Here is a 25061-nt window from a genome sequence, read left to right as displayed (position 1 = left end):
AGGTCCGGCGTAGAGGGTAAGACCCCCGTAGCTGAAACATTAGCGGCTCGTTTGAGAACCACCCAAGTAGCACGGGGCCCGAGAAATCCCGTGTGAATCTGGCGGGACCACCCGTTAAGCCTAAATATTCCCTGGTGACCGATAGCGGATAGTACCGTGAGGGAATGGTGAAAAGTACCGCGGGAGCGGAGTGAAATAGTACCTGAAACCGTGTGCCTACAAGCCGTGGGAGCGTCGCGCATCGAGCTTGCTCGGTGCGTCGTGACTGCGTGCCTTTTGAAGAATGAGCCTGCGAGTTTGCGGTATGTTGCGAGGTTAACCCGTGTGGGGAAGCCGTAGCGAAAGCGAGTCCGAATAGGGCGTTGAGTAGCGTGCCCAAGACCCGAAGCGGAGTGATCTAGCCATGGGCAGGTTGAAGCGGAGGTAAGACTTCGTGGAGGACCGAACCCACCAGGGTTGAAAACCTGGGGGATGACCTGTGGTTAGGGGTGAAAGGCCAATCAAACTCCGTGATAGCTGGTTCTCCCCGAAATGCATTTAGGTGCAGCGTCGTGTGTTTCTTGCCGGAGGTAGAGCACTGGATAGGCGATGGGCCCTACCGGGTTACTGACCTTAGCCAAACTCCGAATGCCGGTAAGTGAGAGCGCGGCAGTGAGACTGTGGGGGATAAGCTCCATGGTCGAGAGGGAAACAGCCCAGAGCATCGACTAAGGCCCCTAAGCGTGTGCTAAGTGGGAAAGGATGTGGAGTCGCAGAGACAACCAGGAGGTTGGCTTAGAAGCAGCCACCCTTGAAAGAGTGCGTAATAGCTCACTGGTCAAGTGATTCCGCGCCGACAATGTAGCGGGGCTCAAGCACACCGCCGAAGTCGTGTCATTGCAGCATGAGGACCAACGTCCGTTGTGATGGGTAGGGGAGCGTCGTGTGCCGGGTGAAGCAGCCGTGGAAACGAGTTGTGGACGGTTCACGAGTGAGAATGCAGGCATGAGTAGCGATACACACGTGGGAAACGTGTGCGCCGATTGACTAAGGGTTCCTGGGTCAAGCTGATCTGCCCAGGGTAAGTCGGGACCTAAGGCGAGGCCGACAGGCGTAGTCGATGGACAACCGGTTGATATTCCGGTACCCGCTTTGAAGCGCCCAATATCGAATCCATTAATGCTAAGGCCGTGAAGCCGCCCTGGAGTCTTCGGACAAAGGGGAGTGGTGGAGCCGCTGATCCAAGGTGGTAGTAGGTAAGTGATGGGGTGACGCAGGAAGGTAGTCCAGCCCGGGCGGTGGTTGTCCCGGGGTAAGGGTGTAGGGCGTTGTCCAGGTAAATCCGGACAGCATGAAGCCTGAGACCTGATGCCGAGCCGATTGTGGTGAAGTGGATGATCCTATGCTGTCGAGAAAAGCCTCTAGCGAGTTTCATGGCGGCCCGTACCCTAAACCGACTCAGGTGGTCAGGTAGAGAATACCGAGGCGTTCGGGTGAACTATGGTTAAGGAACTCGGCAAAATGCCCCCGTAACTTCGGGAGAAGGGGGGCCATTGCTGGTGATGGAATTTACTTCCTGAGCTGGTGGTGGCCGCAGAGACCAGCGAGAAGCGACTGTTTACTAAAAACACAGGTCCGTGCGAAGCCGTAAGGCGATGTATACGGACTGACGCCTGCCCGGTGCTGGAACGTTAAGGGGACCGGTTAGTCACATTTCGGTGTGGCGAAGCTGAGAACTTAAGCGCCAGTAAACGGCGGTGGTAACTATAACCATCCTAAGGTAGCGAAATTCCTTGTCGGGTAAGTTCCGACCTGCACGAATGGCGTAACGACTTCTCGACTGTCTCAACCATAGGCCCGGTGAAATTGCATTACGAGTAAAGATGCTCGTTTCGCGCAGCAGGACGGAAAGACCCCGGGACCTTTACTATAGCTTGATATTGGTGTTCGGTTCGGCTTGTGTAGGATAGGTGGGAGACTTTGAAGCCGTGACGCCAGTCATGGTGGAGTCATTGTTGAAATACCACTCTGGTCGTGCTGGATGTCTAACCTGGGTCCGTGATCCGGATCAGGGACAGTGTCTGGTGGGTAGTTTAACTGGGGCGGTTGCCTCCTAAAGAGTAACGGAGGCGCCCAAAGGTTCCCTCAGCCTGGTTGGCAATCAGGTGTTGAGTGTAAGTGCACAAGGGAGCTTGACTGTGAGACTGACGGGTCGAGCAGGTACGAAAGTAGGGACTAGTGATCCGGCGGTGGCTTGTGGAAGCGCCGTCGCTCAACGGATAAAAGGTACCCCGGGGATAACAGGCTGATCTTCCCCAAGAGTCCATATCGACGGGATGGTTTGGCACCTCGATGTCGGCTCGTCGCATCCTGGGGCTGGAGTCGGTCCCAAGGGTTGGGCTGTTCGCCCATTAAAGCGGTACGCGAGCTGGGTTTAGAACGTCGTGAGACAGTTCGGTCCCTATCCGCTGTGCGCGTAGGAGTATTGAGAAGGGCTGTCCCTAGTACGAGAGGACCGGGACGGACGAACCTCTGGTGTGCCAGTTGTCCTGCCAAGGGCATGGCTGGTTGGCTACGTTCGGAAAGGATAACCGCTGAAAGCATCTAAGCGGGAAGCCTGCTTCGAGATGAGTACTCCCACCCCCTTTGAGGGGTTAAGGCTCCCAGTAGACGACTGGGTTGATAGGCCAGATATGGAAGCCTGGTAACGGGTGGAGTTGACTGGTACTAATAGGCCGAGGGCTTGTCCTCAGTTGCTCGCGTCCACTGTGTAGGTTCTGAAGTAACGACCTGTGATTGTGCCGGGTTGGTTAACTTCATAGTGTTTCGGTGGTCATTGCGTTAGGGAAACGCCCGGTTACATTCCGAACCCGGAAGCTAAGCCTTTCAGCGCCGATGGTACTGCAGGGGGGACCCTGTGGGAGAGTAGGACGCCGCCGAACAATCATTGTGGGAAAGCCCCGCACCTTATGGTGCGGGGCTTTTCTGCGTTCCGGGTCCGTTCGCCCCGTTCCATGAGCCGGTCGCCTGTGTCGGTTCTACGGGGTCATGCAGAGCAGCGGACTTTTGGACGATCTGGCGGAACGGGGGGCGCAGTGTCGATCGCTCAACCCATCAGCCGGCAGAGGGCCGATGCGATCGTGCAGTTGCTCAATCAGAAGCTGATGAGGCTGCCCAAGCTACCGGAGGTCATAGAGGGCACGGCTGAATTCTTCTGACTTCGGGTACACCGCAAACTCAGAAGGTGGCCCAGTCCCCGATGTCGGTGCTCGGCGGGGGCTACTGCGAAGGTGTCGTGTGCCCGTACGCAGATGGCGATCTGCTCGTGCGGGGTACGGGGCTCTGGAGCGGTGTCCCACTCATTGCTGAGGGCAGCGATGCCTTCCTGCTCGGCGGCCCAGCCCGGAGACGGATGCCCGAACGGTCGACTGCCGCTGAGCACTGATCGGAAGCCGCCCAGGGTCTTGTTGTCCCCGTCGAGGTCGTCGTACGTGGTTTCGCCCAAGATGCTCAGGGCGGAGCGCAGGATCTGCCCGTGGGCGGGTCGCAGATCCTGCGCTTCGTCTACGACGATGTGTCGGTAGCGGTGGCGCCGCCATCCTGCTGAGCCGTCCTGAAGGGGATGTTGTCGAGGCCGCCGGCCTCCTCCCGCTGCTGGGCGATGCCGAGGATGCGCTGTCCGCGTCCCATCTCCAGTCGCGCGGCGCGCTCGGCCACCTGGTCCCAGGTTTGCCGTCCGAGAGGATCAAGCCGCTGGGGGAGGTGTTCGACGAGCTGCCAGATCGCCGCGCGCTCAGCGCGGCCGATATTCCTGCCGCGACCGGCACGCCGCTCCCGGAAGTAGTCGGTGCGGGTGCCGACGACACCTGTCCGAGGATGACTTGCGTCCACTCGTCGTGCAGGAACTCCGGGTCCCAGTTGTGTTCCCCGAGTTCGTCGAGAAGCGCACGCCGGTCTCGTGCTGCCTGGCTGTCGTCGATGGTCTGCTTGCGGTTGCCGTCCAGTGCGTAACCGTCCCGCGGAGCGACCACACCGGCGTCGGCCAGCGCGAGCGCGAGGCCGCGGAGCGCCGGCTCCTCGGGGTCGAGGTAATCAATGACCTGTCTCCAGCCGGGGTCGCGCTCCAAAGCGGTGCCCGTGCTGGGTTCGTCGGTTTCGGGCTGGGGCTGGTTCGGGACTCTCTGATCAACGGTGCGGGCGGGCACGGGGGCAATGATGTGGGCGGCGGGTTCCTCGGGGCGCGCAGGTACCTGGGCCCGCGTCGACGGCAGCCAGCCGGCGCAGCCCGTCACCGTGAGCACCTCGGTGGCGAAGCCATCGGGCATGCTGGTCGTCAACTGGGCGCTGTCACTGTCGCCGCGCTCCAGGAACTGCAGCACATCGCTCCAATACAGCCAGGCCCGCCAACGCCGCTTGTGCGCCTGCTCGTCCGCCAGAGCAGCGTCACCGTCGTCCAGGACGGTGAGCCCCGTCCACACCGGCGGTGTGCGCCGGCCGTCCGCGGCCAGCACGAGACGGCAGCCCGATGCGTCCGGTCCGGACAGTAGCTGCACCGGCCCGGTCGCGCCGTCGGTACGCCGCCACGCAGCGCCTGCCGGACGGTCTCGCCGACACTTTCGTCGGCGAGGGCGGTGCGCGCACGCCGTCGGTCCCGCTCAGGCCGGCCGCCGCCTCCGCCCGCGGCTGCCAGCGTCCGGCATCCGGGTAGCGCGCAGGTAGGCGAGCACCAGCGAGGCCGGGTTGACCCAGGCCGTGTCCACCAGCTCGCCGGGCAGGCCCCCGCCCACGCGGTCGTAGTAGTCACGGGCACGCTTCCGGCCGTTCGTGCCGTACGGCTCCCATACCGGGTCGCTCGGTCCCGCTGCCGCGTACCCGGTGCCCTTGACCCGCTGGCGCCACTCCTTGACGTCGTGGAAGGTCAGTTGGAACATCCGCAGGCCCTCCGCCCTGAGCCGAGTCCGCTTCGCGGCGTCGTCGGCGAGCCGGTTGTGGTCGCGGGTGGCGTGGTAGGCGTAGCCGTCGAGGTACAGGGCCACACGCGTGCTCGGGGCGTCGAGCCGTTCGAGGAGTAAGTCGGGCCGGGCGCCGCCCAGGGCGCCCTGCTGGGAGACGCGCCAGCTCACGGTCGTGCCGTCGGCGGCCGTTAGCCGCAGGTCGAGGGCGTACGTGCACGGCCGAGATGGGATACGTGTCCGCGGTGGCCCCGGACCCGGCCTGCTTCGCCCAGTCCTGGAGCGTGTCGATGAAGAGGATCTCCAGGTCGCTCTCGGCCTGCCGCTGCAGGGAAACGTGCCGCGTCGTCGCGACCGCCGAAGTCCGCCGGCGCTCTCCACCGGTGCCGAGCAGCTCGTCCAGCATCTGCCGGACCTCGTTGCAGCTCACCCTGTCGTAGTCGGCGGCCGGGACCCGCCGCAGTAGGCACTGGTGGCAGCCGTCGAACTCCTTTTCGAGGCATGTGCACCCCTAGATACCCGCGCGTGCTTGAGGAGCACCTCCCGGAAGCCCACCACTCCGGGCAGTTCCCTGGATGCAGAGCGGGAACCAGATGCTGGAGCACCTTGCGGTCGTAGTCGCTCTCACCAGCCACAACGATCATCGAACGCCGACGCCCTCGCGCAGGCTTCGGACTCACAGGCCACCCCCAGGGCGCCGGAGCAGCAGAGGCCGCCCATCGGCTCGTACTCGGGCTTCTCGATGACGCGTTGGCACGGTTCCCCACGAGGCCTCCCTCAGCGGGGTGCAGCCCCCTGAGTCCCTCTTCTTCGAGCTCGACCGCAATATGGCCGGCTCTTCCGGGGGCAGCCACCAGGTGGATGTCCCGGATCTGCGGTACCACCGACCTGACGTCTTCCAACAGGGGTAATGCTGCCTTCGAGTGCAGCGCGGAAGCCATGCGCCCGACGGCGACCGCATCGTCCGCTTCGTCGCCTACCAGCGGGCTGCTGACCGTCAGGGAGCCGCTCGTCCACCGACGTCTCGGTGCTCTCCGCCGGATGCTGTGCGAAGGATTCCCGTCGGTACATCGAGTGCCGCTCCCGGACCTCGTCCGGTACCCGGCTCCGCGAAACGCTCAACTCGTAGCGGTCCGGCGCCTCTTCCGATGCGAAGTCGGACCAGATGCCCTCGATGCCGATGGTGATTCGTGACACCGGCTTCCGGTCACCGCGGAAGGCCAGGACATCGAACCCGCCCTGTTCTTCGAGGTCCGGCTCGATGCCCATGCGCGTCACGTCCCGCAGGAACTCCAGGGCGTGCAGCACATTCGACTTGCCTGCCGCGTTGGGGCCGACCATGACGGTCAGGGGCCCGAGAGGCAGCTTCGTGCCGGTCAGGGGCGGAAGTTGAGCACGGTCAGACCGAAGATGCGGTGGTTCAAGCCTCGCGCCCATCGTGAAGCGGCCGGGCGCCAAGCACCCGGCGAATTGGTTCGGCGCACGGGTGGCGGAAGCAATGGTGCACAGGACTGAACAACACTCAGTTCTCGCCGCGCAGTGCCTACTTGACGTGTCCGGCCACCGAGCGTTACGAACAGCACATCGTGCGTCACAGCGCTATCAGGAACTTGCGTATCTCAGCCATCGGGACCGAAAGGGCTCTCTTTCCCGGCGCCTTGCCGTCCGCCCACTCTGACGGGGAGGGAAGCGCGCGGGCAGTGCCGAGGGGGAGCCGCGATGTCCGAACCGCTCTACGTTCCCATCCTACCCGTCCGGCAGTACGCCAGGACGGCCTACGCACACCTCCGACCGGACATACAGGCCGCGATGGCCCCGCTGTGGAACCTTCCGCCGAGTCCCGGCGTGACCCCGGAGGGACTGAAGAACGCCCACTGGCAGAGGGAGCTGAACCGGGTGAGGGGAGCGCACCGTCGTCATCCCGGCTGGCTCGACGCCCCGTTCGCCGAGGAGGCGCAGATACCGGCACTTGCGGAGATACTCGCCGAGTGCACCGGGCTCTCCCGCCTGCTGCGGCCGGTGACCGGGCCGGAGCGGAGCGAGGCCCAGCAATCCGCCGCCCTGGGGACCGCCGCACGCTACGGCTGCGGGGCCGGTGTGCGCGTCCGGGTGCCGGGGGAGTGGGACAGCCGTGTGCCCGAAGCCGTCGAACGGCTCCTGACCCGGGCCGGCCCCGAGGTGACCGTCGACCTGCTGCTGGACATGGGCGGTGTGCTCCCGGGCCGTCCCGACGCCGGCAAGGAGGCGCTGCGAGCCCTGGACGCCCTGCACGCCCTTGCTCCGTGGCGGACCGTCACCGTTCTCGGCGGGGGCTTCCCGCAGGTGACGGACGACCTGCTGGAACTGGGGGAGCTGCACGAAGAGCCCCGCACCGACTGGCACATGTGGCACGAGGTGCGTGCGAGTGATCGCCACTATCTGGCACGGCTCGCCTACGGCGACTACGGTGTGCAGCCGGTCACCGCTCTTGCTCAGGAGCAGGGCGGCGGAGGCCCGCCGCCCTGGGGTGTCCTCCGATACACCACCGACCACTGGTTCGTGCTGTGCAAGGTGCTGACCCGTGGGCCCGACCGCACGGCGGGCATCCGGGCGGCAGCCGGCCGGATCCGCGACCTGCCGGAGTTCAGGGGAGCCACCGCCAGTGCCGGGGAGACCTGGCTGCGCGACTGCGCCGAGGGTCCCCTCACGACCAGTAAGGGTACGGGCCAGGTCGGTGATTGGCTGCGGGCCGGGAACGTCCAGCACTTCACGTACGCCGTCCGGTGCCTTCGCGGGCGCTGACCGGCCTCGTTCCCTTCCGCCCCGGGCTTGCCGGCTCAGTCGAACAGCGGCCCCAGTGCATCCGCACCCGCCAGGATCCGCCACGCCGGCACCCGCACCGTCCGACCCACCTCGCACGTCTTCGCCCCATGGCCGCCGGACGGCAGTCCGGTCAGCAGGTCACCGCGGGCGTGTGTCAGCCGGAGGTGCCGGGCCGGGGCCCGGCCCTGCGGCGGACCCGTGTCGATCAGCACTGCCGTGTTCTCCCCGTCCACCGTGAACAGCAGATCCACCGGGTGGCCGCCGACCACCGCTGCGCGCTCCAGCTCGGTGATGCCGCGCCCGGCGAGGTACTGCTGAAGCCGGTCGGTGAGCTCCTCCCGCCACGCCGTCCCCGGGCCGGCCGTACCTTGCGAGCTGTCGACGCCGTCCCCGGCACCCGCGGCGTGGCCACTGTCAGATGCCGCGCCCAGCGGCACCGAGCGCGCGGCGAGCATCGCCGGCAGACCGCTCTGCCCCTGCCAGAACGCATGGCAGCCCACCGTGATCAGCTGCGACTTGGCGCGGGTGACCGCCACGTTCCACAGGTTGACCTGGCTCGCCACCCAGTGCGTCGTCCTCGGCGGGGTGTTCAGCGTGGCCACCGGGCTCAGCACCATCACATCGCGCTGCCCGCCCTGGAACGCGTGCACCGTACCGACCCGCACCCGGTCCTCATCGCGCCACACCCGCGCCAGTGCCTCCTTCTGCGCCCGGAACGGCGTCACCACGCCCACCGTCGCGTCCTGCGGCAGCTGCGCGAGCAGTGCGTCCACCACCTGTCGCACCGCACCGGCCTCGGCGCCGTTGCGCCAGGACCGCCCGCCACCACCCCGCGCCGACTCGCCACCCGGCACCTCCACCCAGCCCAGCACCGGCGCCGGGTCGGCCGACCCCGTCGGGTCGAGCGCAGGGACCTGCTGCCGCACGTCGGTGAGCACCTGCAACTGACCGGCATAGCAATGACCGTTGACGACATCGGCGATCTCGGGATGGCAACGGTAGTGCTCGTCGAGCAGCAGGGCGGTGTCACCGTGCTGCGCCGCCGCGTGGTACGCGGAGTACAGGTGGTAGGTGAGCCGGTGGTGCTCCAACTGCGCCGCGCTCAGCCCGGCCCGGACCCGGGCCTGCCGCTCCCCCTGCTGGGCGATGCCGGCGATGTGGGCCAGCTGCATCGGGTCACCGATGATCAGCGCCCGCCGGGCCCGGAAGAGCAGCGGCAGTACCGACGGTACGGAGCACTGGCTGGCCTCGTCGATGACGACGAGGTCGAACAGCTTCGGCGTGAGTTCGAGCTGCCGCACCGAGTGGGTGCTGATCGCCCAGCCCTTGAGGCGTGCCATCAGGTTGCGCTGGCTCTTCTGGAACCCGGACCGCCCCCGCAGCGCTTGGAGCCGCTGCCCCATCAGTCCCCGCGCCCGCGCCAGGACCTCCGCCGACACCGCCCCGGACAGCTCCGCGGACACCTCCGACAACGCAGCCGCGGTCTCCAGCCGCGACTGCTTCAGGCCTTCCTCGTCCCATCCCGCGTGCCGCGGTAGGAGCTCCCGCAGCCGGCGCTCCACGGCCACCGCGTCCGCCAGGTCCGCCAGCAGCTTTGGCGGTACGGGCCGCCCGGTCGCCCACCCTGGCCACGGCGGGCCGCCCTCCTCCGAGGTGCCTGCCGCCGTAACCAGCGCACCCAGCGCCCGCGCCCTGCGCCACCCACCGAACAGCCACCAGCGGGCCCCGGCCGCCTTCCGGGCCCTGCCTTCCCAGCGGCCCAGCGCTGCCGCGCCGTCCCCGTTCGCCCTTGCCGCCCAGACACCCTCCAGCAGCGTCAACGGCAGCTCCAGTGCGGCAGCCTGTTCCTCCCGGTCCCGGAGCAGCTCCAGCAGCTGCCCCTCCTCGCCGACCCGGCGTTCCGCCTCCGCCTGCTGCCCGGCAGCCCGTGCACGGGCGTTGCGCAGCGCCCCTCCCACGGTGGCCGAGCTCCGCCGCGGCGCCTGGGCGGGCTCGCCGAGCAGCCGCTCCAGCTTCTCCGCCTCGCGCTCCAATGCCTCCTTGTTGCCCGTCCGCATCAACAGCCCCGGCGCGATCGCGTCGCAGCGCTCGGCGACGACGTTGACCGCCTCGTTGTTCGTGGACGCGACCAGCACGGACTGCCCTGCAGCGACACAGGTGGCGACGACGGCCGTGACCACCTCGCTCTTGCCCGTGCCGGGCGGCCCCGTTGCCACTGTCAGCGCCCGTGTCATCGCGGAGGAGACCACCAGCTCCTGGCTCTCGTTGCACGGCCCCGGTGCTACCACCACGGCCGCGGGCTCCGTCCCGGTGTCCGGCGCACCACCGCTCAGCAGGGCGTCCAGTGCGGTGCCGGGGATCTGCTCGGTCCGCGTCGACATCTGGAGCAGGTTGTCCACCAGCGCCTGTGTGGCGTTCGCCTCCGCAGCCGACGGCACCAGCAGCACCGCCGCGTTGTGCGCGCCGGGCCGCAGCGCCTGCATGACCGTCCGCTCACTGAGCGCGGACGGAACGAGCGGCTCCAGCTCCGGCAGCTCCAGCTCCTCCAGCAACTGCTTCACGGCCTGCAGCATCTGCGCTTCGTTGCCCTCCTGCCAGGTCGGCTGCCAGCGGGCGACGAGGGCGGCCGCATTGTCCGCGTCCAGCAGTTCCGCGAGGACACCGGTATGCAGGGACGGCACCCCGGTCGGGCGAAGCACGTCCCGGCCGTTCTCGTCCGGGGCGAGTTCCATCTGCTGGATCAGCAGCGGCGCGAGGTGCACCGGTGTACGGCGCCCCCGGCCGCCTCCCTCGTGCACGGGAAGGGTGACGGCCGGGTAGCCGTACCAGTACTCCTGCTGCGTTGCCCCGCCGCCCGCCTTGCCCTGCTTGGCCTGCGGCCGGGGCAGTTGGGTCGGGGCCGGGAAGGTCTGCCCCCTCCCCGACTGGATCGTCTCCTCGCCCCTCCCCAGCAGGAAGTAATCCGAGTCCCGCCCGCCGTCGCGGTCGGGCAGCATGCCGGCCGCCGCTTCGGCGGTGAGGCAGTGCCCGTAGTAGCGCAGCAGCCGCTGTCGGTCCACGCCCTCCCGCGCGTCCATCGTGGCCTGTTCCCGGGCCTTCGACAGGGCCGGGGCGAGTGGCCCCATCCCGGCCTCGCCACCGGGCAGCGCCGGGAGGTGAACCGGCCGCGCCACCGACCGCGCGAAGGGCAGGCTCCGCGTGGCCCGGATCGTGGACTTGGTGGGGCGCTGCTCCTCCGGCACGCCGTTGCGTGTCATCTGCTGCGTCAGGTAGTCGAACAATTCGTCCGGCGAGATCCAGCCGCTGCCCTTGATCCGTCCGTTCCGCAATCCCTCCACGATCTCGCCGGTGAACCGGGACGTGCCGAGCGTGGACCCGGGCGGAGCCATCGCCGACGCGGTCTGCAGCGCGTCGGAGGCGGTGATGAAGTACACGCCGGTCGGCCGCAGCAAGGTGCTGGGCGCGGGCTTCCGGTCCGCTTCCGGGGCGCCCTTCGAGGTCCAGCCCTGGACGACCGACCCGCTGGAGCAGCAGTCCAGCAGCACGAGCTTCGACGAGGCACGGCAGGACTGCAGCATCCGCTCCAGGAACTCCGCCGGCACCGCTGTGCCCGGCAGGTCCGCCGGGTCGGCGTCGCGGGGGAGGAAGTAGAGCTGGTTATCGTCCTCGCAGAACTCGCCGTGCCCGCTGAAGTACAGCAGGGCCGTCTCGCTCGGCTGCCGCTCCTCCAGGTATGTCTCTACGGCATGCAGCATCTCCGCGCGGGTCGGCTCGGCGACCATCGCGCAGTCGTTGTACATGCCGATCTCGGTGTTCTGCAGCACTGCCTGCATGTAGTGCAGATCGGCGCGGACGGGCGGCAGATCGGGGTAGGTGTCGCTGTCGTACGTGGACACACCGATGAGCATGGCGTATCGGTCGTTGTCGGCCATGCGCGCTCAGCCCGCCGCGGTTCCGCTGTCGTTGTCGTCTTCGCGGCCCTCGGCGGGCTCGCCACCACCTGAGAGGAACCGCTCGATCCGCTCGTCGTCCTCGCGCGCCTCCCGCCCGGTGATCTGGAGGGTCGCGCCGTCCGGCCGCCTGACCACGATCGTCCGCTGCGGTACCCGGGCCAGCCAGATCTGCACCCCGGAGGCGACCAGCGAACCGGCACTGATCAGTACCCCGACCGTGTCGGCCGACAGCCCGCCCTTGTCCGAGCCACCGGGCGTGCGCTGCCGGGGGATGTCGAGCGCTGCGCCCGGATCGGCGTCGGTGATCTCGGAGAGGAGCTCACGCGCCTCCTTGCGTGCGCGCAAGGCATCGTCGTCGACGATCGAGATTCGGTACCCGGAACGGTCGTTGGGCAGGGTGGTCACGATGCATTCCCCCGGGTCTTCCGCGGCGTGGACGGTTCGCGTGGGCGCACGGCCCCACGGAGCGTCCGAGAGTAGTCCGTGGGTCTGACAACGGGCACATCCGTTGCCGGAAAGCGCTGGTCCTTGGCCCGAAAGTGGCTGGCCGGAAGCGGGCACCACCCTCCGTCGCTCCAGACGCAGCTCCGCTCACACCGTCTTCCCCGGTGCGCCGACGCGAGGGGAGAATCCCCAGCGTGTCGCCGGCCGGACAACGATGAGTAGGCCCCTCCCGCCTCGGCATCACCCGTCGGCTCCTGGCCGGCAGTGGTACCCGTTCGGTGCGGGTATCGGTGACCTCGACGCGCAGTGTGCGGTCTGTCGCGGTCGGACGGAGCCGGAAGTCCCGGCCGGGCACATGCCTGTGGCCGCCCCGCCGCAGTCCGCAGCGGACCGACGCGCCCTGTGGGCCCGGGCGGACATCGCCGACGACGAACTGTCCGTCACAGTTCTCGCCGTCGGACTGCGTCCGAGCGGCGACGGACCACTCGCCCGCGTGGGACGCGTCCGCGCCGGAGTCCAAGTCCGCACTTGCGCCCGCACCCGAGTCCGCATCCGCGAGCGCAGGCCTGGTATCGGTGGTGTGTGACTGCGATTGCCCTCAGTCCGTTCCGGCGACGTGCGGTGCGAGCAGCGGCTCCGCGGTCCGGCGTTCGCGGGTCAGTCTTCGGGTGCCGATGATCCACAGGCAGATGAGGGCTATGGGGACGAGGACCAGCAGCATGGGGGTGACTGGGCCCAGGCCTCCCCTCCCGTCCAGGGTTTCGCCGAGGATCAGGAAGAGGACCATGTTGTTTCCCGCGTGGGCCAGACTCGCGACCCAGACGCTGCCGCTGCGCTGGTACAGCCACATGAGAATGATCTCCTGGAGCTGGAAGGACAGGGTCCACACCGCCAGGCCGATCACCACATTCGTGAACTCGACGTAGCCGACGAAGGCCAGCGGAAAGTGCCACACTGCCCATATCAGCCCTGTGGCGATGATGGACGGGACCGTACGGCCGCCGAAAAGGCGCGGTCTGAGGTAGCTGGTCCAGCCGAATTCCTCGCCCGCATAGAGCGGGGTGAGGAATAGGGCCACCGTCATGAGGCCAAGGACGGTCGCCAGTTCTTTCGTTCCGGGTAAGCCGCCCGGGCCGGACAGGTCCGGGTCCCACAGTCCGAGCGCAGCGGCGAGAGCGAGGGTGGCAGCGGCGATGAGCGGTGGGCCCAGCCAGGCCACGACGTAGTAGCGCCAGGCCGAATTGAGGCGGAGTCTCATTCCGGCGTCGGCGAAACCTTCGTTCGTGATCCAGCGGCGGACCACCACTGCGGCGATTCCGGGCATACAGAAGCCGGGTAGTTGCAGGAGGGGACTGAGCGGGGACAGGTCCAGGCCCGCTCGTGCGAACAGTAGCCAGAGCCAGGTTCCGGCGAAGGAGATGAGGAGGAAAACCGGCACGCCTCTACGGGTGACGGGTTTCGCATGGTTGGCGAGCACTAACGTCTACCTTTCGTCTTTTCCGGGGGGAGGAGGAGGGGGTGCCACCCGCGTTCGGCGTGGCGGCCTTTGAGGGGTTTCTTCTCGCCGTCGGGGTTTCCTCTGTGGCGGACTCTCAACTCTCACATCAGGCGGAGGGGCTTCGCATCGCTGTCGAGAGCGAATGCTGATTCCCCCTCTTTCGGGGTGCGTTCTCGCGCTTTCGGGGGAGGCGACCGGGGCGGCGCCGGGGTACGTTCCGGCCGTGGATAAATCAATTCGCCCGCTCTCGTGCGGGGTTGGGTTCCGGGACTGGGTGTATGCGGCCCTCGGCGCGGCCTTGAGCCTGCCGCCGCTGACGGCGGCGCTGCTGTTCGCGCCGCCGAGGTGGCCGACGGGGCTCCGGGTGCTGGGCTTCGTGTGTGCGTTCGCCGTGGTGACGGTGTCCATGGGCGCTCCCCTGTCGGCCAGGCGCGCGAGTGTGCGGCTGGCCAACGGGCTGCTGGGGACCGGTCTGCCCGCGCCGCTGGCCACGACGGGACCGCGCTGGGTCAACCGGCTGCGCACCGCGGTGTGGCTGGTGCCGCACATGCTGCTCGGTGGGGTGGTGACGGCAGTCTCGTGCCTGGCCGTGTTCGGAGCCGTGGCGTTTCCCTCGGTCTGGCTGGGCGGTGGGGAGCGCATGACCGTCTTCGGCCTGTCCCTGTGGATCGGGGAGGGCTGGCGGGGGACGTGGGCATTGCTGCCGGCCGTGGGATGCCTGGCGCTTGCGGCCGGGGTCACACTCGGCGGTGCGGAGCTGCTTCGACGGCTCGCGCCGGTGCTCCTCGGCCACCGGCCCGGAGAGCGGCTGGCTGCCGCCGAGGAGCGGATGAACCTGTTGGCGCAACGGAACCGACTGGCGCAGGAGTTGCACGACTCGATCGGCCACACCCTGACGGCGTCCACGATCCAGGCGGCGGTGGCGGTGGAGCTGATGGACAGTGACCCGGCAGGAGCCAGACGTGCCCTGAACAGCATTGAGGAGACATCGCGGGCCGCCATGGACGATCTCGACCACGTTCTTGGGATGCTGCGGGAGGAACGGCCGTCCACAGTGTCCCGGCCGACCCTCGCGGACCTCGGTCCGCTGGTGGAGCGAGTCCGTGGAGCGGGCGCGGAATTGGCCGTGAAGGTTCAAGGCGATCTGGCCCTGGTGCCGGCCACGGTGTCGCGGGAGGCGTACCGGGTCGTCCAGGAGGGGCTGACCAATGCCCTGCGGCACGGAGGGAAGGCCGGGATCCGGCTGCGGACGGCGGTGCGGGACGGGTGGCTGGAGTTGGAGCTGACCAATCCGGTCGGTACGGGGATAGCTGCCCGGCAGCGGCCCGGGGGCCAGGGGCTGGAGGGGATCGGGGACCGGGTGCGGCTGCTGCGGGGAACGACGTACGCCGGGGTCGTGGAGAGTGGCAGCAGCCACGCCAGCGACGACGGGGACGGCCGGGACGGTGTGGACGCGGGGGAGGCACGCTGGCGGCTCTTGGTCCGGATACCGCTACGGTCGGCGTCATGAACGCCTCCACAGCGCCGGGTCCGGACGCCGACCCGCCCGTGACCGTACTCGTCGTGGACGACGACGAACTGACCCGCACCGGTTTGCGGACGCTGCTGTCAGCCAAGCCCGACCTGGACGTGGTGGGCGAGGTCGATGACGGCGCCGAGGTGGTTGCCGCGGTGACCCGGCTGCGACCGGACGTGGTGCTGATGGATGTGCGCATGCCGCTGGTGGACGGGATCGAAGCCACCCGGCGGCTGAGGGCATTGCCCGACCCGCCGAAGGTCGTGGTGATCACCACGTTCGAGAATGACGAGTACGTCTGGGACGCCCTGCGGGCCGGAGCCAGTGGATTCATCCGCAAACGCGCCCCGTCACAGCAGATTGCGCACGCCATCCGGTTGGTGGCGGCCGGCGACTCGGTGCTGTTTCCGGACGCGGTCCGCCGGATGGCCGCGGGCCGGCAAGTTCGACGAGACGCCTCCGTGACCACCGCGCTCACCGGCCGCGAGACAGAGACGCTGCGTCTGATGGCACGTGGGCTGTCCAACCAGGACATTGCAGCCCGGCTGGTGGTGAGCTTGGAGACCGTGAAGACACATGTGGGCAATGTGCTGGCCAAGTTGGGCGTCGGCAACCGCACCCAGGCGGTCGTCCTGGCCTTCGAAACGGGGGTGGCTGATCCAACGGGGGTGGGTGATCCGGGGGGATGGACTGACCCGGATCAGCCCGTCATGCCGGCCAGGCCCCGATAGCCCGCAACGGCAGCTCGTCCCCTGTGCTCCTCCTCGACTGTTCCTTTCTCGGGTGGTCCCCGAGTGTTTCTGTCTCGGCGGCAGGACCCGGCAAGGTGGCGTCGTTCCGGTCGTTTCCTCGCGCGTCCTTGTCGTGGTGGGCAAGGGCCCCCTCAAGGTGACTCGAACCGCGAAGGCTGTGCGTCGTCAGGGATGTTGGATTACCTGGGCCACTGTCGTGCGGTGGTGGAGGGCCGACGACCGGCCGGCTGGTGCGTTGGCGTCGGGTCAGTTGGGGTGGGACTGATCTGCCGTTCCGCGGTGCATGCTGCTCGCAGCCCCGTACTTGTTCTTCGCGCTGAATCCGGGGTTGCCAGGTCCGGTTTCTGGTGACCCTCGTCGTGGTCGCCACATGCGGTACGCGGCGGACCGCTGCTGCACGGCCGCCTGAGCGCTGACGCCCGAGGAGCTGAGCGGCCAGGCTCCGGGCCCGCACACGTCCGGGATGCCACCGTGCAGGGCGCCGGGCTGCGAGGCGGCGCAGGCGGCGGAATCAGACGTACCGAGAGAGGCACGCCGCCTCTGCCGCACACGGAGAACCGATCGGTGAACACGGGCGCCAGGGCAGCCCGCCATATTGGCCGAGCCCGGGGCGGACGACGGAAGGCGATGCGGTGACCATTGCGGGAGCTTCTGAGCTGGAAGGTGATCTCGTCCGGCACGTACTCGGGGTCGGCACCTAAGCTTTTGCGTATGTCTCTCTCCTCTGGCCAGCCCGCCCCACGGTGGCTGCGCACCTACCGGCCGGTGGCCGCACCGCGGCTGCGGCTCGTCTGCTTCCCGCACGCCGGCGGCTCGGCGAGTTTCTACCGCTCCTGGCCGCAGAAGTTCCCGGCTGATTGGGAAGTGAGCGCGGTGTGCTACCCGGGTCGTGAGGAGCGCATCGCGGAACCCGGCATCACGAGCATGGCGGAGCTCGCCGGTCGGGTGGCCGACGAGCTGGCACCTCGTATGACGCTCCGCACGGTATTTTTCGGTCACAGCATGGGCGCCTCCGTGGCGCATGAGGTCGCTGCACTGCTCACCGAGCGCGGGGCGGGCCCGGCGGCGCTCCTCGTCTCCAGCCGGGCCGCTCCCCATCTCCTGCGGCGCCTCAGCGACGGGGACCTCACCGATGAGAAGTTGCTCGCCACGGTCGGCCGGCACGGCGGACCGGGGGCGGAGCTCCTGCAAGACCCCGAGATGCGCGAGCTGTTCATGCCGCCGATCCGGGCGGACTACCAACTGCTCGAAGCGTATGTGGCGGAGCCCAAGGCTCCTGCCCTGGACATTCCCGTCGTCGCCTACTTCGGGACGGACGACCCCCAGCCGGCCCCCGGCGAAGTCCGGGCATGGGCAGAGCTGACCTCGGCCCGTTGTGATGCGCGCGCGTTTCCCGGGGGGCACTTCTACCTCCTCCCTCACGAAGCCGAGCTGGTCCGCGACATCCGTGAGCGGCTCGTTGCCCTCGGGTGAGGCGCGGCGTGACGTCGGCATAGCTTGCTTGCCCCGGCCGAAGGCCGCAGCGCGACGTGATGTGACCTGACCTGACCTGACCTGACCTGACCTGACGTGACATGACGTGATCGGACCCGACGTGATGTGACGTGACGAGCTGGCGGGTACTGCAACGGGTGTTCCATGACAGGACGTTGAGGTGATCTTCGTGAACGGGGGGATCGTTGCGCACGGCCTCGGAGGGATCGCCGCCCTCGGCTCGGGCTGGCCGCCTCGTCTCGCGTCCGCCCACCGGCGGGGCGTCACGGGCGTCCGCAACCGGGCAGGCATCCGCATCCGGGCGGGCGTCGGGGACTCCGAACGGGGCGAAGGGGAGACGAAGGCGAAGGGGAGACGAAGGGGAGACGAAGGGGTACGACCAAGGGACGGGATGCTTCACCCCCACGCGGGGGCCACCCATTTACCGAAAGACGGCCGGTCCGCTTCCTCCCTCTGCCGATCAATGACGCCGGATGGGTGCCGAGGCCGTTTCGCCCACTGTTTTGGATGCAGGTCTCGGGGCAGCAGAGCACTGTCGGGATGACCGACATGCTGAAAAGAGCCCGTCCCCGTCCTCCTTTGTCAGGGGTCGAAACGGAGACGGAGCGAAGCCTGCTATCGCGTCGCGTCGAAGGGATTTCGCATGAGTTCCACTGTCTGGGGATATCTTTCCGACTCCGGGTACCGGGCGGGCACGACTCTGGTGGGATACAGCGTCGAAGCCGTTGACGGGAGCATCGGCAAGGTCGACAAGCATTCCGATGAGGTGGATTCCGCACACCTTGTCGTCGACACCGGTCCCTGGATCCTCGGGAGGCGCATCGTGCTGCCCGCCGGCACGGTGACCGGCATCGACCAGGAAGAGGAGAAGGTCTATGTCGGCCGCACCAGGCAAGAGATCAAGGACGCGCCAGCCTTTGAAGGGGACGAGCACGTGAGCAGCCCTGACTACCTCCATCAGGTGGGAGTTTATTTCGGTGGATTTCCCCTTGTGTGAGGCGTGCTCGGAGCCGAACGGGCCGACTGCCGCCGGGGTGGCCGGCCCGCCACTGGTTCCTCCTCCGGGGCGGCTGCCCACGCCGTGTCGTGAGGGTGAGGCATAAACCCTCGGATACGGGGCAGCCGTCGGAGAACCCTCTCGTCGAAGTAGCCTTCTACGCGGCCCTCGGGTGGGGCAGCGGTGGACTCCACGGCGTGGAGATGGATCAGGCGGGAGGTGAGAGGTGTGACGGGTGTGCAGCAGGCCCCGGTGAACAAAGCGGCGGAGGCCCGGGACCAGGTTCAGGAGCTGCTGAACGCTCACCTTCCGGCCATCGACGAAATTTCCATGATTGACGCCCTGCTGGTCACCTCGGAATTGGTCACCAATGCGCAGCGCCATGGAGGCGGACTTTCCGGTTTCTCCGCCCGGATCGTGGCCGATCGCCTGGAAGTGACCGCCGCCGATCGCAGTAGTCGGCAACCTGACACGGCCGTCGGGCGCGAAAAATATGCGGTCGGTGGATATGGATGGCCGATGATTCAGCAACTTACTGCCTGCGTCGTCATTATTCCCACCTCGGGTGGCAAGGTCATTACGGTCAGCATTCCCCTCACCTTCGCCTCGCCTGGCCCGCTGATGTCCTCTCCGGTGTGACCCCGCCGGATATCCCGCTTTCGCCGCTTTCGTGTGGCGTGTGGCGAGTCATGCGTGGTGAGTGCCCGGTGCGTACCCACCCGCCGTGGCGTCGGCAACAGGGCCTGAGAGTATTGCCGTCCTGCTGCGCGCGAGAACTGCCCCAGCCGGCCGTCCCCGCCTGGCGGGCGGGACGAGGGAGATGGCGCCGTCGGCACGGTGCGGTGCATTGAGGTGGAAGACGTGATGCGGGGAGTACCTGCAAGAGCGGCCGAGGCACGCAATGTTGTGCACGACCTGCTGCACGGGGCAGGCATCCCGGTCGATGACCTGGCCCTCGTCGATGCCCTCTTGGTCACCACGGAGTTGGTCACCAATGCCCAGCGGCACGGCGGCGGGCTCATCGGGTTCACTGCGCGGATCGTCGACGGGTACCTGGAGCTGGCGGTCGAGGACCGAAGCGAGCACTGCCCCCTCGCTGCCGCCCCTCGTGTCCCTGGCGCCACGGGCGGATACGGCTGGCCCCTGGTGCAACGGCTGGCCCGCACCATCGACATCGCCGTGACCGCGACCGGCAAGACCATCCGTGTGACTTTGCCCCTCTGACGCCTTCGGCCCGGCCGGGGCGCGCTCCGGCGGTGGTTCGGTCCCGAGGCGGGCGGTCCGGAGGCGGGCGGTGCCGAGGCGGGCGGTGCCGAGGCGGGCGATGCCGCCTGTTAGCCGTCCCCTTCGCCGGCCGTGTCATGGGCGTTGGCCATGGCGGCCGGCAGTACGGCGGTTATCCGCACCGGGCAGGGACTTCACCCGCACCGGGCAGGGCGGTCTCCCGCGCCCGGCAGGGCGATCCCGGTCACCCGCAACCGCCGCGACTCATGAATGGGTTCGGCCGGGGCATACGCGAGTTCAGCAGCTTTTGCCTACGAAGGGAGAGGATGATTATGGGGATCGGCGGATGCATCGGGTTGATCGCGGTGGGTGCCATCTTGACGTTCGCAGTGGACTGGCATCTGTCCGGCGTCAATCTCGACCTGGTCGGGCTCATCATGATGGTTGTCGGAGTGATCGGCCTGGCGGCCTATGTGAGCATCCTCAAGCGGCGGCGGGTCCAGCCGCCGGCCCCCGGAGCTCCGGTGGTCGACGTCGAGGAGACCCGTACCTACCGGTGAACGACCCGTCGGCGTAGAACGGCGTAAACCGATGGCAACACACCTCCGCCGCACGGTGTGCGTTTTACGAGTGAGGCACGGGAACTCTCGCTCCAGGCCAGTGTGAGCCTCCACGCCGAAGGCCAGGACGCGGTCAGCGAATTCGACCTGACAGAAGGCCAGTCGGCCCTCTTTGCGCTGGAGTCACCGACCCCGCCTGTGCCGGGCCCACCTGTGCCGGGCCTCCCGCGCCGAGCCGACCGTCGACCTGGTCGATGCACCGGCGGCCGAGGAGCTGTTCCGGTCCACCGTACGGTTCTGGCGCCAGTGGCTGAGCCAGTCCACCTACACCGGCCGCTGGCGCGAAATGGTGCACCGCTCCGCGCTGACGCTCAAACTCCTGACCCACGAGCCCACCGGCGCCATCGTCGCCGCACCGGCCCTCGGTCTCCCCGAACAGGTCGGTGGTGAACGGAATGGGGACTATCGCTACGTCTGGATACGCGACGCGGCCTTTTCCCTCCACGCCCTGTTGCGGCTGGGCTTCACCCGTGAGGCACAGGCCTTCATCAGCTGGCTCACCGAGTGTTTGCGCAAACCCCGCGACGGGGACCGCGGCCCGCTACGGGTGCTCTATTCCATCGATGGAGATGCCGCGCTGCCCGAGCAGGTCCTCGACCACTGGGAGGGCTACCGCGGGTATGCCCCGGTCCGCGTGGGGAACGGTGCAGCGGACCAGCTTCAGCTGGACATCTACGCTTCCTGTCGCCCAAGGACCCGCGATTCCGCTCCACCGTGCAAGCGATCGGTAAGAGTTTCGTCACGGACAGCCTGGTATTCCGCTATGACCCGAAAGAGTCTCCCGACGGCCTGGACGGTACCGAGGGGACCTTCTCGATCTGCTCGTTCTGGTGGGTCGAGGCACTGGCTCGCACCGGTCGGATCGACGAGGCCAGGGTGGCACTGGAGAAGATGTTCACCTACGCCAACCACCTGGGTCTGTATGCGGAGCAGATCGGGATGACGGGCGACCACCTGGGGAATTTCCCCCAGGCATTCACCCACCTCGCGCTGATCAGTGCGGCCACAAGCCTGGACGATTTCATGGGGTGAGTCGCCCGCCTCCGCATGGGCCGGACCTGCACCGGCGGATACCGCATGGCGACCGATGCATGAGGCTGGCACGATGAGCGCCCATGAATGACCAAGAGACCGTTGAGGACCGCTCTTTACGTTTGGTCACCGAGCGCTTCCCGCACGCCGTGGGCGCCATGCTCGGAGGGTCCGCCGCTCAGGGCCGGGCGACCCCGACCAGCGATCTGGACATCGCCATCCTCCTCCCGGACTCGGACGCCAGCCGCCGGGAAGTGATCCGCCACGACGGCCGCCTGGCCGAGTTGTTCCTGCACACTGTCGCGGACATAGCGGAGTTCTTCGCATGGGACAGAGCCCGCCGCCGGGGCACGGTCCTTTTCCTCTATGACGAAGGCCTGATTCTGACCGACCCCCATGGCCATGTGGCCCGTACGCGTGAACGGGCCCGAGCGGTCATCGCGACCGGACCTCCCCCGCTCACTCCGGCAGAATGGGAACGCGGTCGCTACGTCCTTACCTGTTACCTGGACGACCTTGCCGACACCCCGCCGGCCAACCGGTACGAACAGCTTTCCCTGGCCGACCACGCCCTGCGCGAGGCGGCACACCTGGTCACCGCTCACCACGGTGCATGGACGGGTATCGGCAAATGGCTTCCCCGCAGACTGCTGAGCGCGGACCCGGCGCGAGGAACGGCTCTGTTGGACGGCCATCAGGCCGTCGCCGAACACGCCGACCCGATGCCGATGGCGACTGCGGTACAGCAGGTCCTCGATCTGATCGGCGGACCGTTGCGGGAGGGGTACACACAGCGCTGGGACACCTGACCCGGCCGATGGGGCAGCGGAATGTCCGGCCGGCATGTCGTACCCGGACGGGGAAATGCGCAGATGGCTCCTCCGGTACACCGGCTGCGCCACTCCGCGGGGTGATTGTTCGGCCGGCATGCATAAGAACCACAGTCTCGGGAAATGGGCGTGCTCAAACGACCTGAATTCCGGAGGTGAATCATGAACGCGGTTTTCGAGGACGTATCTAACTGGGAACTGCAGAGGGCCTGTGACGGGCTGTCACCGCGCGCCGGAGAAACTTCCACCACGCTTCCTCCCATCGAAGATGCCAGGAGCGTTGCTCCCCGTGACGCCAAGGCTTTGTCGCCGCTGTTCTTCGATCGGCTCGGGGAGCTCGAAGAAGGCACCCCCGAGTATCAGTACACCCGCAATACGCTCATCGAGATGAACCTTTCCTTGGTGCGCTATGTGGCCTCGCGGTACAGAAGTCACGGTGACCAGATCGAGGACATCGTCCAGGTCGGCACGATCGGCCTGATCAAGGCCATCGACCGGTTCGACCGCTCACGTCGCACGGAGTTCGCGGCCTTCGCCATCCCCCACATCCTCGGGGAGATCAAGCGGTTCTTCCGCGACACCAGCTGGGCCGTCCATGTCCCCCGGCGCCTGCAGGAGCTCCGCGCCGATCTGTCCCGGGCAACGGAGGAGCTGTCGACGCTCCTGGACCGGGAACCCACCGTCAAAGAGCTGGCCGGGCATCTGCAGCTCACCGAAGAGGAAATCATCGAGGGCATCACAGCCTCCAACGGCTACTCGGCCATCTCCTTGAACGTGTCCTGCGACAGTGATGCGGGGCCCGAAGGCGGTGGTCCGTCCTTCGCCGATGTCCTTGCCGCGACCGACCCCGCCACGGAGAACGTCGAGGACCGGTGCACCCTGGCCGCGCTCCTGAAGCTGCTCAGCGACCGCGACCGCCTCATCATCCAGCTGCGCTTCGGCCAGGAGATGACGCAGGCCCAGATCGGAGCCGTACTCGGCGTCTCCCAGATGCACGTTTCGCGCCTGCTTGCCCGCATCATCAAGCAGCTCCGCAAGGGAATGCTCAGCCAGATGTGATGCCGGCCCGGTTCGGTCCGATGCCGGCAGCGAAATCAGTGAAAGGGGGATGACATCCGGACGTGCGATAGGGGCCGGGATATCCGGACGTGCGGGAGGGCCACGGCGTAAAAGCCGTGGCCCTCCCGTGTGGAGCGTGCCTGGTTACTTCTTGAAGGCGTCCTTGGCCTTCTCCTTCGCTCCGCGGAGATCTCCCCGGGATTCCTTTGCGGAACCCTCGGCAGTGGCGCGCTCGTTACCGACCGCGCGTCCGGCTTCCTTCTTGACCTTTCCGATGGTCTGCTCGGCGATGGCCTTGACCTTTTCGCTGGCACTCATGGTGAGGTCCTTCCGTTGGCGGCACTTGTCGCGTGCCCCCGCACTGCCCCGTCAAACGACGGAGCGGAGTACGGGGAACGGCAGCTACGGCGGGATACGGGGAGTGCCCAAGGTCCCCTGCGGGTGCGTGCGGCCCCACGAACCTCCCGGGCCTGGACGCTGAGAGCAACTGATTCCGGTTCGGTGGCATGCCGGCATGAGATCGGGGTAGGCGCCCGCTGCAGCGTCCGCGGGTGCCGGGCGCGCGGGAAGGCGAGATGACCACCATCGTGAGCGGGACCACGACCGGGCAGCGGGATGCCGACACGGACTCCGTACTGCCGGAGGTGACGCAACCGCAGAAGGTGGCCCCGCGCGACGCAAAGGAGTTGTCGAAGCAGTTCTTCGAGCGGCTTCAGGTGCTCGAGGAGGGGACGCACGAGTACCAGTACGCGCGCAACACCCTTATCGAGATGAACATGTCGATGGTGCGCTATGTCGCCCGTCGCTACCGCAACCGCGGCGATGACATGGAAGACGTCATCCAGGTGGGCACGATCGGCCTGATCAAGGCCATCGACCGGTTCGAGCTCTCGCGTGAGGTGGAGTTCTCCACCTTCGCCGTTCCCTACATCCTCGGGGAGATCAAGCGGTTCTTCCGCGACACCGGCTGGGCGGTCCATGTGCCCCGTCGCCTCCAGGAACTGCGCAGCGACCTGGCCAAGGCCAAGGAGCACCTTGCTGCCACCCTCGACCGCGACCCCACCGTCCGTGAACTGGCCACCCACCTCGACCTGTCGGAGGACGAGGTCATCGAGGGCATCGTCGCCGCCAACGGCTACACCGCCGGCTCGCTCGACACCCCCGCCGACCCGGACCCGTCCGAGCAGCGCCGCACCCTCGTCGATGTGCTGGGGGACAACGACCCGGCTCTGGAGGCCGTCGAAGACCTGCATGTGCTGGCTCCGCTGCTCGAGACGCTTGACGCCCGTGAACGGCGCCTGATCGAGCTGCGCTTCGGCCAGGAGATGACCCAGTCGCAGATCGGTGCCGAGCTCGGGGTCTCCCAGATGCATGTCTCCCGGCTGCTCACCCGTACGCTGTCCAAGCTCCGCGCCGGGATGTTCACCGAGCGTTGATTTCCGTGCCCTGTGCCCTCTCCTGTGCCTGTGTGCCTGTGTGCCTGTGACTGCGGCATGCGGGGCAGTTCCGCGGCAGCCGCAGGAGGGGAGGGCGCGGCTCGGGGGCTCGGCCAGGGCCCCCGAGCCGCGCGCTGGAGGGGCCGCCCCGTCCGCGACGACAGGTGAGGCAATCCGGAGCTATACGGTCGGCGTACGGGGCGCGGTGGTGCGCAGGCGGCTGCCCCGGAGGGAGCGTGCGGCCGCGTCGGCCGCCTCCCCAGGGACTCCTCATACCTGAGGGCTACGCGCCAATGGTTCTTGAGCGTGATGTTGTGACCGGCTGTGAAAACTAGAGTGGTCTTCGGTCGGGGCAAGGAGCGGGGGAACGGCGGCTATGCGCGCTGCGAGGTGGGGGAGGGGACCCCTGCGGGAGAGCCTGCCATGCCGACCGGACGACTCCGTGCTCCATGGCGACGACCTTGGCCCGATGC

Annotated in this window: 17 protein-coding genes, 2 rRNA genes and 2 pseudogenes (1 of these 21 running past the window's edge); 15 read left to right on the top strand and 6 right to left on the bottom strand. The window is 67.6% G+C overall.

Annotated features, from left to right (window positions below; all coding sequences use genetic code 11):
• Together OHS81_RS08425 and rrf are read left to right on the top strand one after the other, a co-directional pair.
• A 23S ribosomal RNA gene (locus tag OHS81_RS08425) occupies window positions 1-2730 on the top strand; it begins 393 nt to the left of the window's first position.
• A gap of 74 nt (window positions 2731-2804) precedes the next feature.
• Window positions 2805-2921: ribosomal RNA gene (gene rrf, locus OHS81_RS08420) — 5S ribosomal RNA — on the top strand.
• A 212-nt stretch (window positions 2922-3133) separates the two neighbouring features.
• Here the strand turns inward: rrf and OHS81_RS37410 are convergent.
• Window positions 3134-5483: pseudogene (locus OHS81_RS37410) on the bottom strand (hypothetical protein); the annotation flags it as partial.
• Between the two features lie 225 nt (window positions 5484-5708).
• A complete protein-coding gene (locus OHS81_RS08405) occupies window positions 5709-6272 on the bottom strand; it encodes an AAA family ATPase (protein WP_328383928.1) in 564 nt (187 codons plus the stop codon).
• A gap of 378 nt (window positions 6273-6650) precedes the next feature.
• On the opposite strand from OHS81_RS08405, the gene OHS81_RS08400 reads away from it, so the two are divergent.
• The gene (locus OHS81_RS08400; protein ID WP_328383926.1) at window positions 6651-7712 is read left to right on the top strand and encodes a beta family protein; all 1062 of its coding nucleotides are present in this window, start codon (window positions 6651-6653) and stop codon (window positions 7710-7712) included.
• A gap of 35 nt (window positions 7713-7747) precedes the next feature.
• Here OHS81_RS08400 and OHS81_RS08395 read toward each other — a convergent pair whose 3' ends face one another.
• Window positions 7748-11665 (bottom strand): caspase, EACC1-associated type, encoded by a 3918-nt coding sequence (locus OHS81_RS08395; RefSeq protein WP_328383924.1) that lies wholly within the window; start codon window positions 11663-11665, stop codon window positions 7748-7750.
• 6 nt (window positions 11666-11671) lie between these two features.
• Window positions 11672-12091 carry an effector-associated constant component EACC1 gene (locus OHS81_RS08390; RefSeq protein ID WP_328383922.1) on the bottom strand — a complete coding sequence of 140 codons (420 nt, stop codon included), beginning with the start codon at window positions 12089-12091 and terminating at the stop codon, window positions 11672-11674.
• Between the two features lie 253 nt (window positions 12092-12344).
• Here OHS81_RS08390 and OHS81_RS37405 point away from each other — a divergent pair, with 253 nt between their 5' ends.
• Window positions 12345-12716 carry a TIGR02679 domain-containing protein gene (locus tag OHS81_RS37405; RefSeq protein ID WP_443058666.1) on the top strand — a complete coding sequence of 124 codons (372 nt, stop codon included), beginning with the start codon at window positions 12345-12347 and terminating at the stop codon, window positions 12714-12716.
• Window positions 12717-12728: 12 nt separating this feature from the next.
• Here OHS81_RS37405 and OHS81_RS08380 read toward each other — a convergent pair whose 3' ends face one another.
• Window positions 12729-13607, bottom strand: a complete 879-nt coding sequence (locus OHS81_RS08380; RefSeq protein WP_328383920.1) for a CPBP family intramembrane glutamic endopeptidase — start codon at window positions 13605-13607, stop codon at window positions 12729-12731.
• A gap of 244 nt (window positions 13608-13851) precedes the next feature.
• Between OHS81_RS08380 and OHS81_RS08375 the strand changes: the two genes are divergently transcribed.
• From OHS81_RS08375 to OHS81_RS08330, 10 genes and pseudogenes are all read left to right on the top strand, one after another.
• Window positions 13852-15138, top strand: coding sequence for a sensor histidine kinase (locus OHS81_RS08375; RefSeq protein ID WP_328383918.1), 1287 nt, complete (start codon window positions 13852-13854; stop codon window positions 15136-15138).
• Window positions 15135-15875: a response regulator transcription factor gene (locus OHS81_RS08370; RefSeq protein WP_328383916.1), complete on the top strand. Its 741-nt coding sequence runs from the start codon at window positions 15135-15137 to the stop codon at window positions 15873-15875. Before OHS81_RS08375 ends, OHS81_RS08370 begins: the two co-directional genes overlap by 4 nt.
• A gap of 732 nt (window positions 15876-16607) precedes the next feature.
• Window positions 16608-17369 carry a thioesterase II family protein gene (locus tag OHS81_RS08365; protein WP_328383914.1) on the top strand — a complete coding sequence of 254 codons (762 nt, stop codon included), beginning with the start codon at window positions 16608-16610 and terminating at the stop codon, window positions 17367-17369.
• Between the two features lie 664 nt (window positions 17370-18033).
• Window positions 18034-18387, top strand: coding sequence for a PRC-barrel domain containing protein (locus OHS81_RS08360; RefSeq protein WP_328383913.1), 354 nt, complete (start codon window positions 18034-18036; stop codon window positions 18385-18387).
• Between the two features lie 228 nt (window positions 18388-18615).
• A complete protein-coding gene (locus OHS81_RS08355) occupies window positions 18616-19026 on the top strand; it encodes an ATP-binding protein (protein ID WP_328383911.1) in 411 nt (136 codons plus the stop codon).
• 225 nt (window positions 19027-19251) lie between these two features.
• Window positions 19252-19611: an ATP-binding protein gene (locus tag OHS81_RS08350; protein WP_328383910.1), complete on the top strand. Its 360-nt coding sequence runs from the start codon at window positions 19252-19254 to the stop codon at window positions 19609-19611.
• A gap of 332 nt (window positions 19612-19943) precedes the next feature.
• Window positions 19944-20171, top strand: a complete 228-nt coding sequence (locus OHS81_RS08345) for a DUF6458 family protein (RefSeq protein ID WP_088800475.1) — start codon at window positions 19944-19946, stop codon at window positions 20169-20171.
• Between the two features lie 265 nt (window positions 20172-20436).
• A pseudogene (locus tag OHS81_RS08340) lies at window positions 20437-21263 on the top strand (glycoside hydrolase family 15 protein); the annotation flags it as partial.
• Between the two features lie 83 nt (window positions 21264-21346).
• The gene (locus OHS81_RS08335; RefSeq protein WP_328383908.1) at window positions 21347-22072 is read left to right on the top strand and encodes a nucleotidyltransferase domain-containing protein; all 726 of its coding nucleotides are present in this window, start codon (window positions 21347-21349) and stop codon (window positions 22070-22072) included.
• A gap of 183 nt (window positions 22073-22255) precedes the next feature.
• Complete coding sequence (locus tag OHS81_RS08330) at window positions 22256-23152, top strand: SigB/SigF/SigG family RNA polymerase sigma factor (RefSeq protein WP_328383906.1); 897 nt, start codon at window positions 22256-22258, stop codon at window positions 23150-23152.
• Between the two features lie 144 nt (window positions 23153-23296).
• On the opposite strand, the gene OHS81_RS08325 is transcribed toward OHS81_RS08330, so the two are convergent.
• Complete coding sequence (locus OHS81_RS08325; protein ID WP_328383904.1) at window positions 23297-23470, bottom strand: CsbD family protein; 174 nt, start codon at window positions 23468-23470, stop codon at window positions 23297-23299.
• 257 nt (window positions 23471-23727) lie between these two features.
• Here OHS81_RS08325 and OHS81_RS08320 point away from each other — a divergent pair, with 257 nt between their 5' ends.
• Entirely contained in the window at window positions 23728-24588 is an 861-nt protein-coding gene (locus OHS81_RS08320) for an RNA polymerase sigma factor SigF (RefSeq protein ID WP_328383902.1), read from the top strand.
• Window positions 24589-25061 lie beyond the last annotated feature (473 nt).

Origin of the sequence: Streptomyces sp. NBC_00400, from assembly GCF_036048035.1 — a bacterium.
GTDB lineage: Bacteria > Actinomycetota > Actinomycetes > Streptomycetales > Streptomycetaceae > Streptomyces.
The sequence above is the reverse complement of the archived record's forward strand: the minus strand, read 5'-3'. Positions and strand labels throughout refer to the sequence as shown.

Bases quoted from the DNA above. Each gene is read 5' to 3' on its own strand.
- OHS81_RS08405 (WP_328383928.1), bottom strand. From the start codon at position 6,272: ATGGTCGGCCCCAACGCGGCAGGCAAGTCGAATGTGCTGCACGCCCTG.
- OHS81_RS08400 (WP_328383926.1), top strand. From the start codon at position 6,651: ATGTCCGAACCGCTCTACGTTCCCATCCTACCCGTCCGGCAGTACGCC.
- OHS81_RS08395 (WP_328383924.1), bottom strand. From the start codon at position 11,665: ATGGCCGACAACGACCGATACGCCATGCTCATCGGTGTGTCCACGTAC.
- OHS81_RS37405 (WP_443058666.1), top strand. From the start codon at position 12,345: ATGAGTAGGCCCCTCCCGCCTCGGCATCACCCGTCGGCTCCTGGCCGG.
- OHS81_RS08370 (WP_328383916.1), top strand. From the start codon at position 15,135: ATGAACGCCTCCACAGCGCCGGGTCCGGACGCCGACCCGCCCGTGACC.
- OHS81_RS08365 (WP_328383914.1), top strand. From the start codon at position 16,608: ATGTCTCTCTCCTCTGGCCAGCCCGCCCCACGGTGGCTGCGCACCTAC.
- OHS81_RS08360 (WP_328383913.1), top strand. From the start codon at position 18,034: ATGAGTTCCACTGTCTGGGGATATCTTTCCGACTCCGGGTACCGGGCG.
- OHS81_RS08350 (WP_328383910.1), top strand. From the start codon at position 19,252: ATGCGGGGAGTACCTGCAAGAGCGGCCGAGGCACGCAATGTTGTGCAC.
- OHS81_RS08345 (WP_088800475.1), top strand. From the start codon at position 19,944: ATGGGGATCGGCGGATGCATCGGGTTGATCGCGGTGGGTGCCATCTTG.
- OHS81_RS08335 (WP_328383908.1), top strand. From the start codon at position 21,347: ATGAATGACCAAGAGACCGTTGAGGACCGCTCTTTACGTTTGGTCACC.
- OHS81_RS08330 (WP_328383906.1), top strand. From the start codon at position 22,256: ATGAACGCGGTTTTCGAGGACGTATCTAACTGGGAACTGCAGAGGGCC.
- OHS81_RS08325 (WP_328383904.1), bottom strand. From the start codon at position 23,470: ATGAGTGCCAGCGAAAAGGTCAAGGCCATCGCCGAGCAGACCATCGGA.
- OHS81_RS08320 (WP_328383902.1), top strand. From the start codon at position 23,728: ATGACCACCATCGTGAGCGGGACCACGACCGGGCAGCGGGATGCCGAC.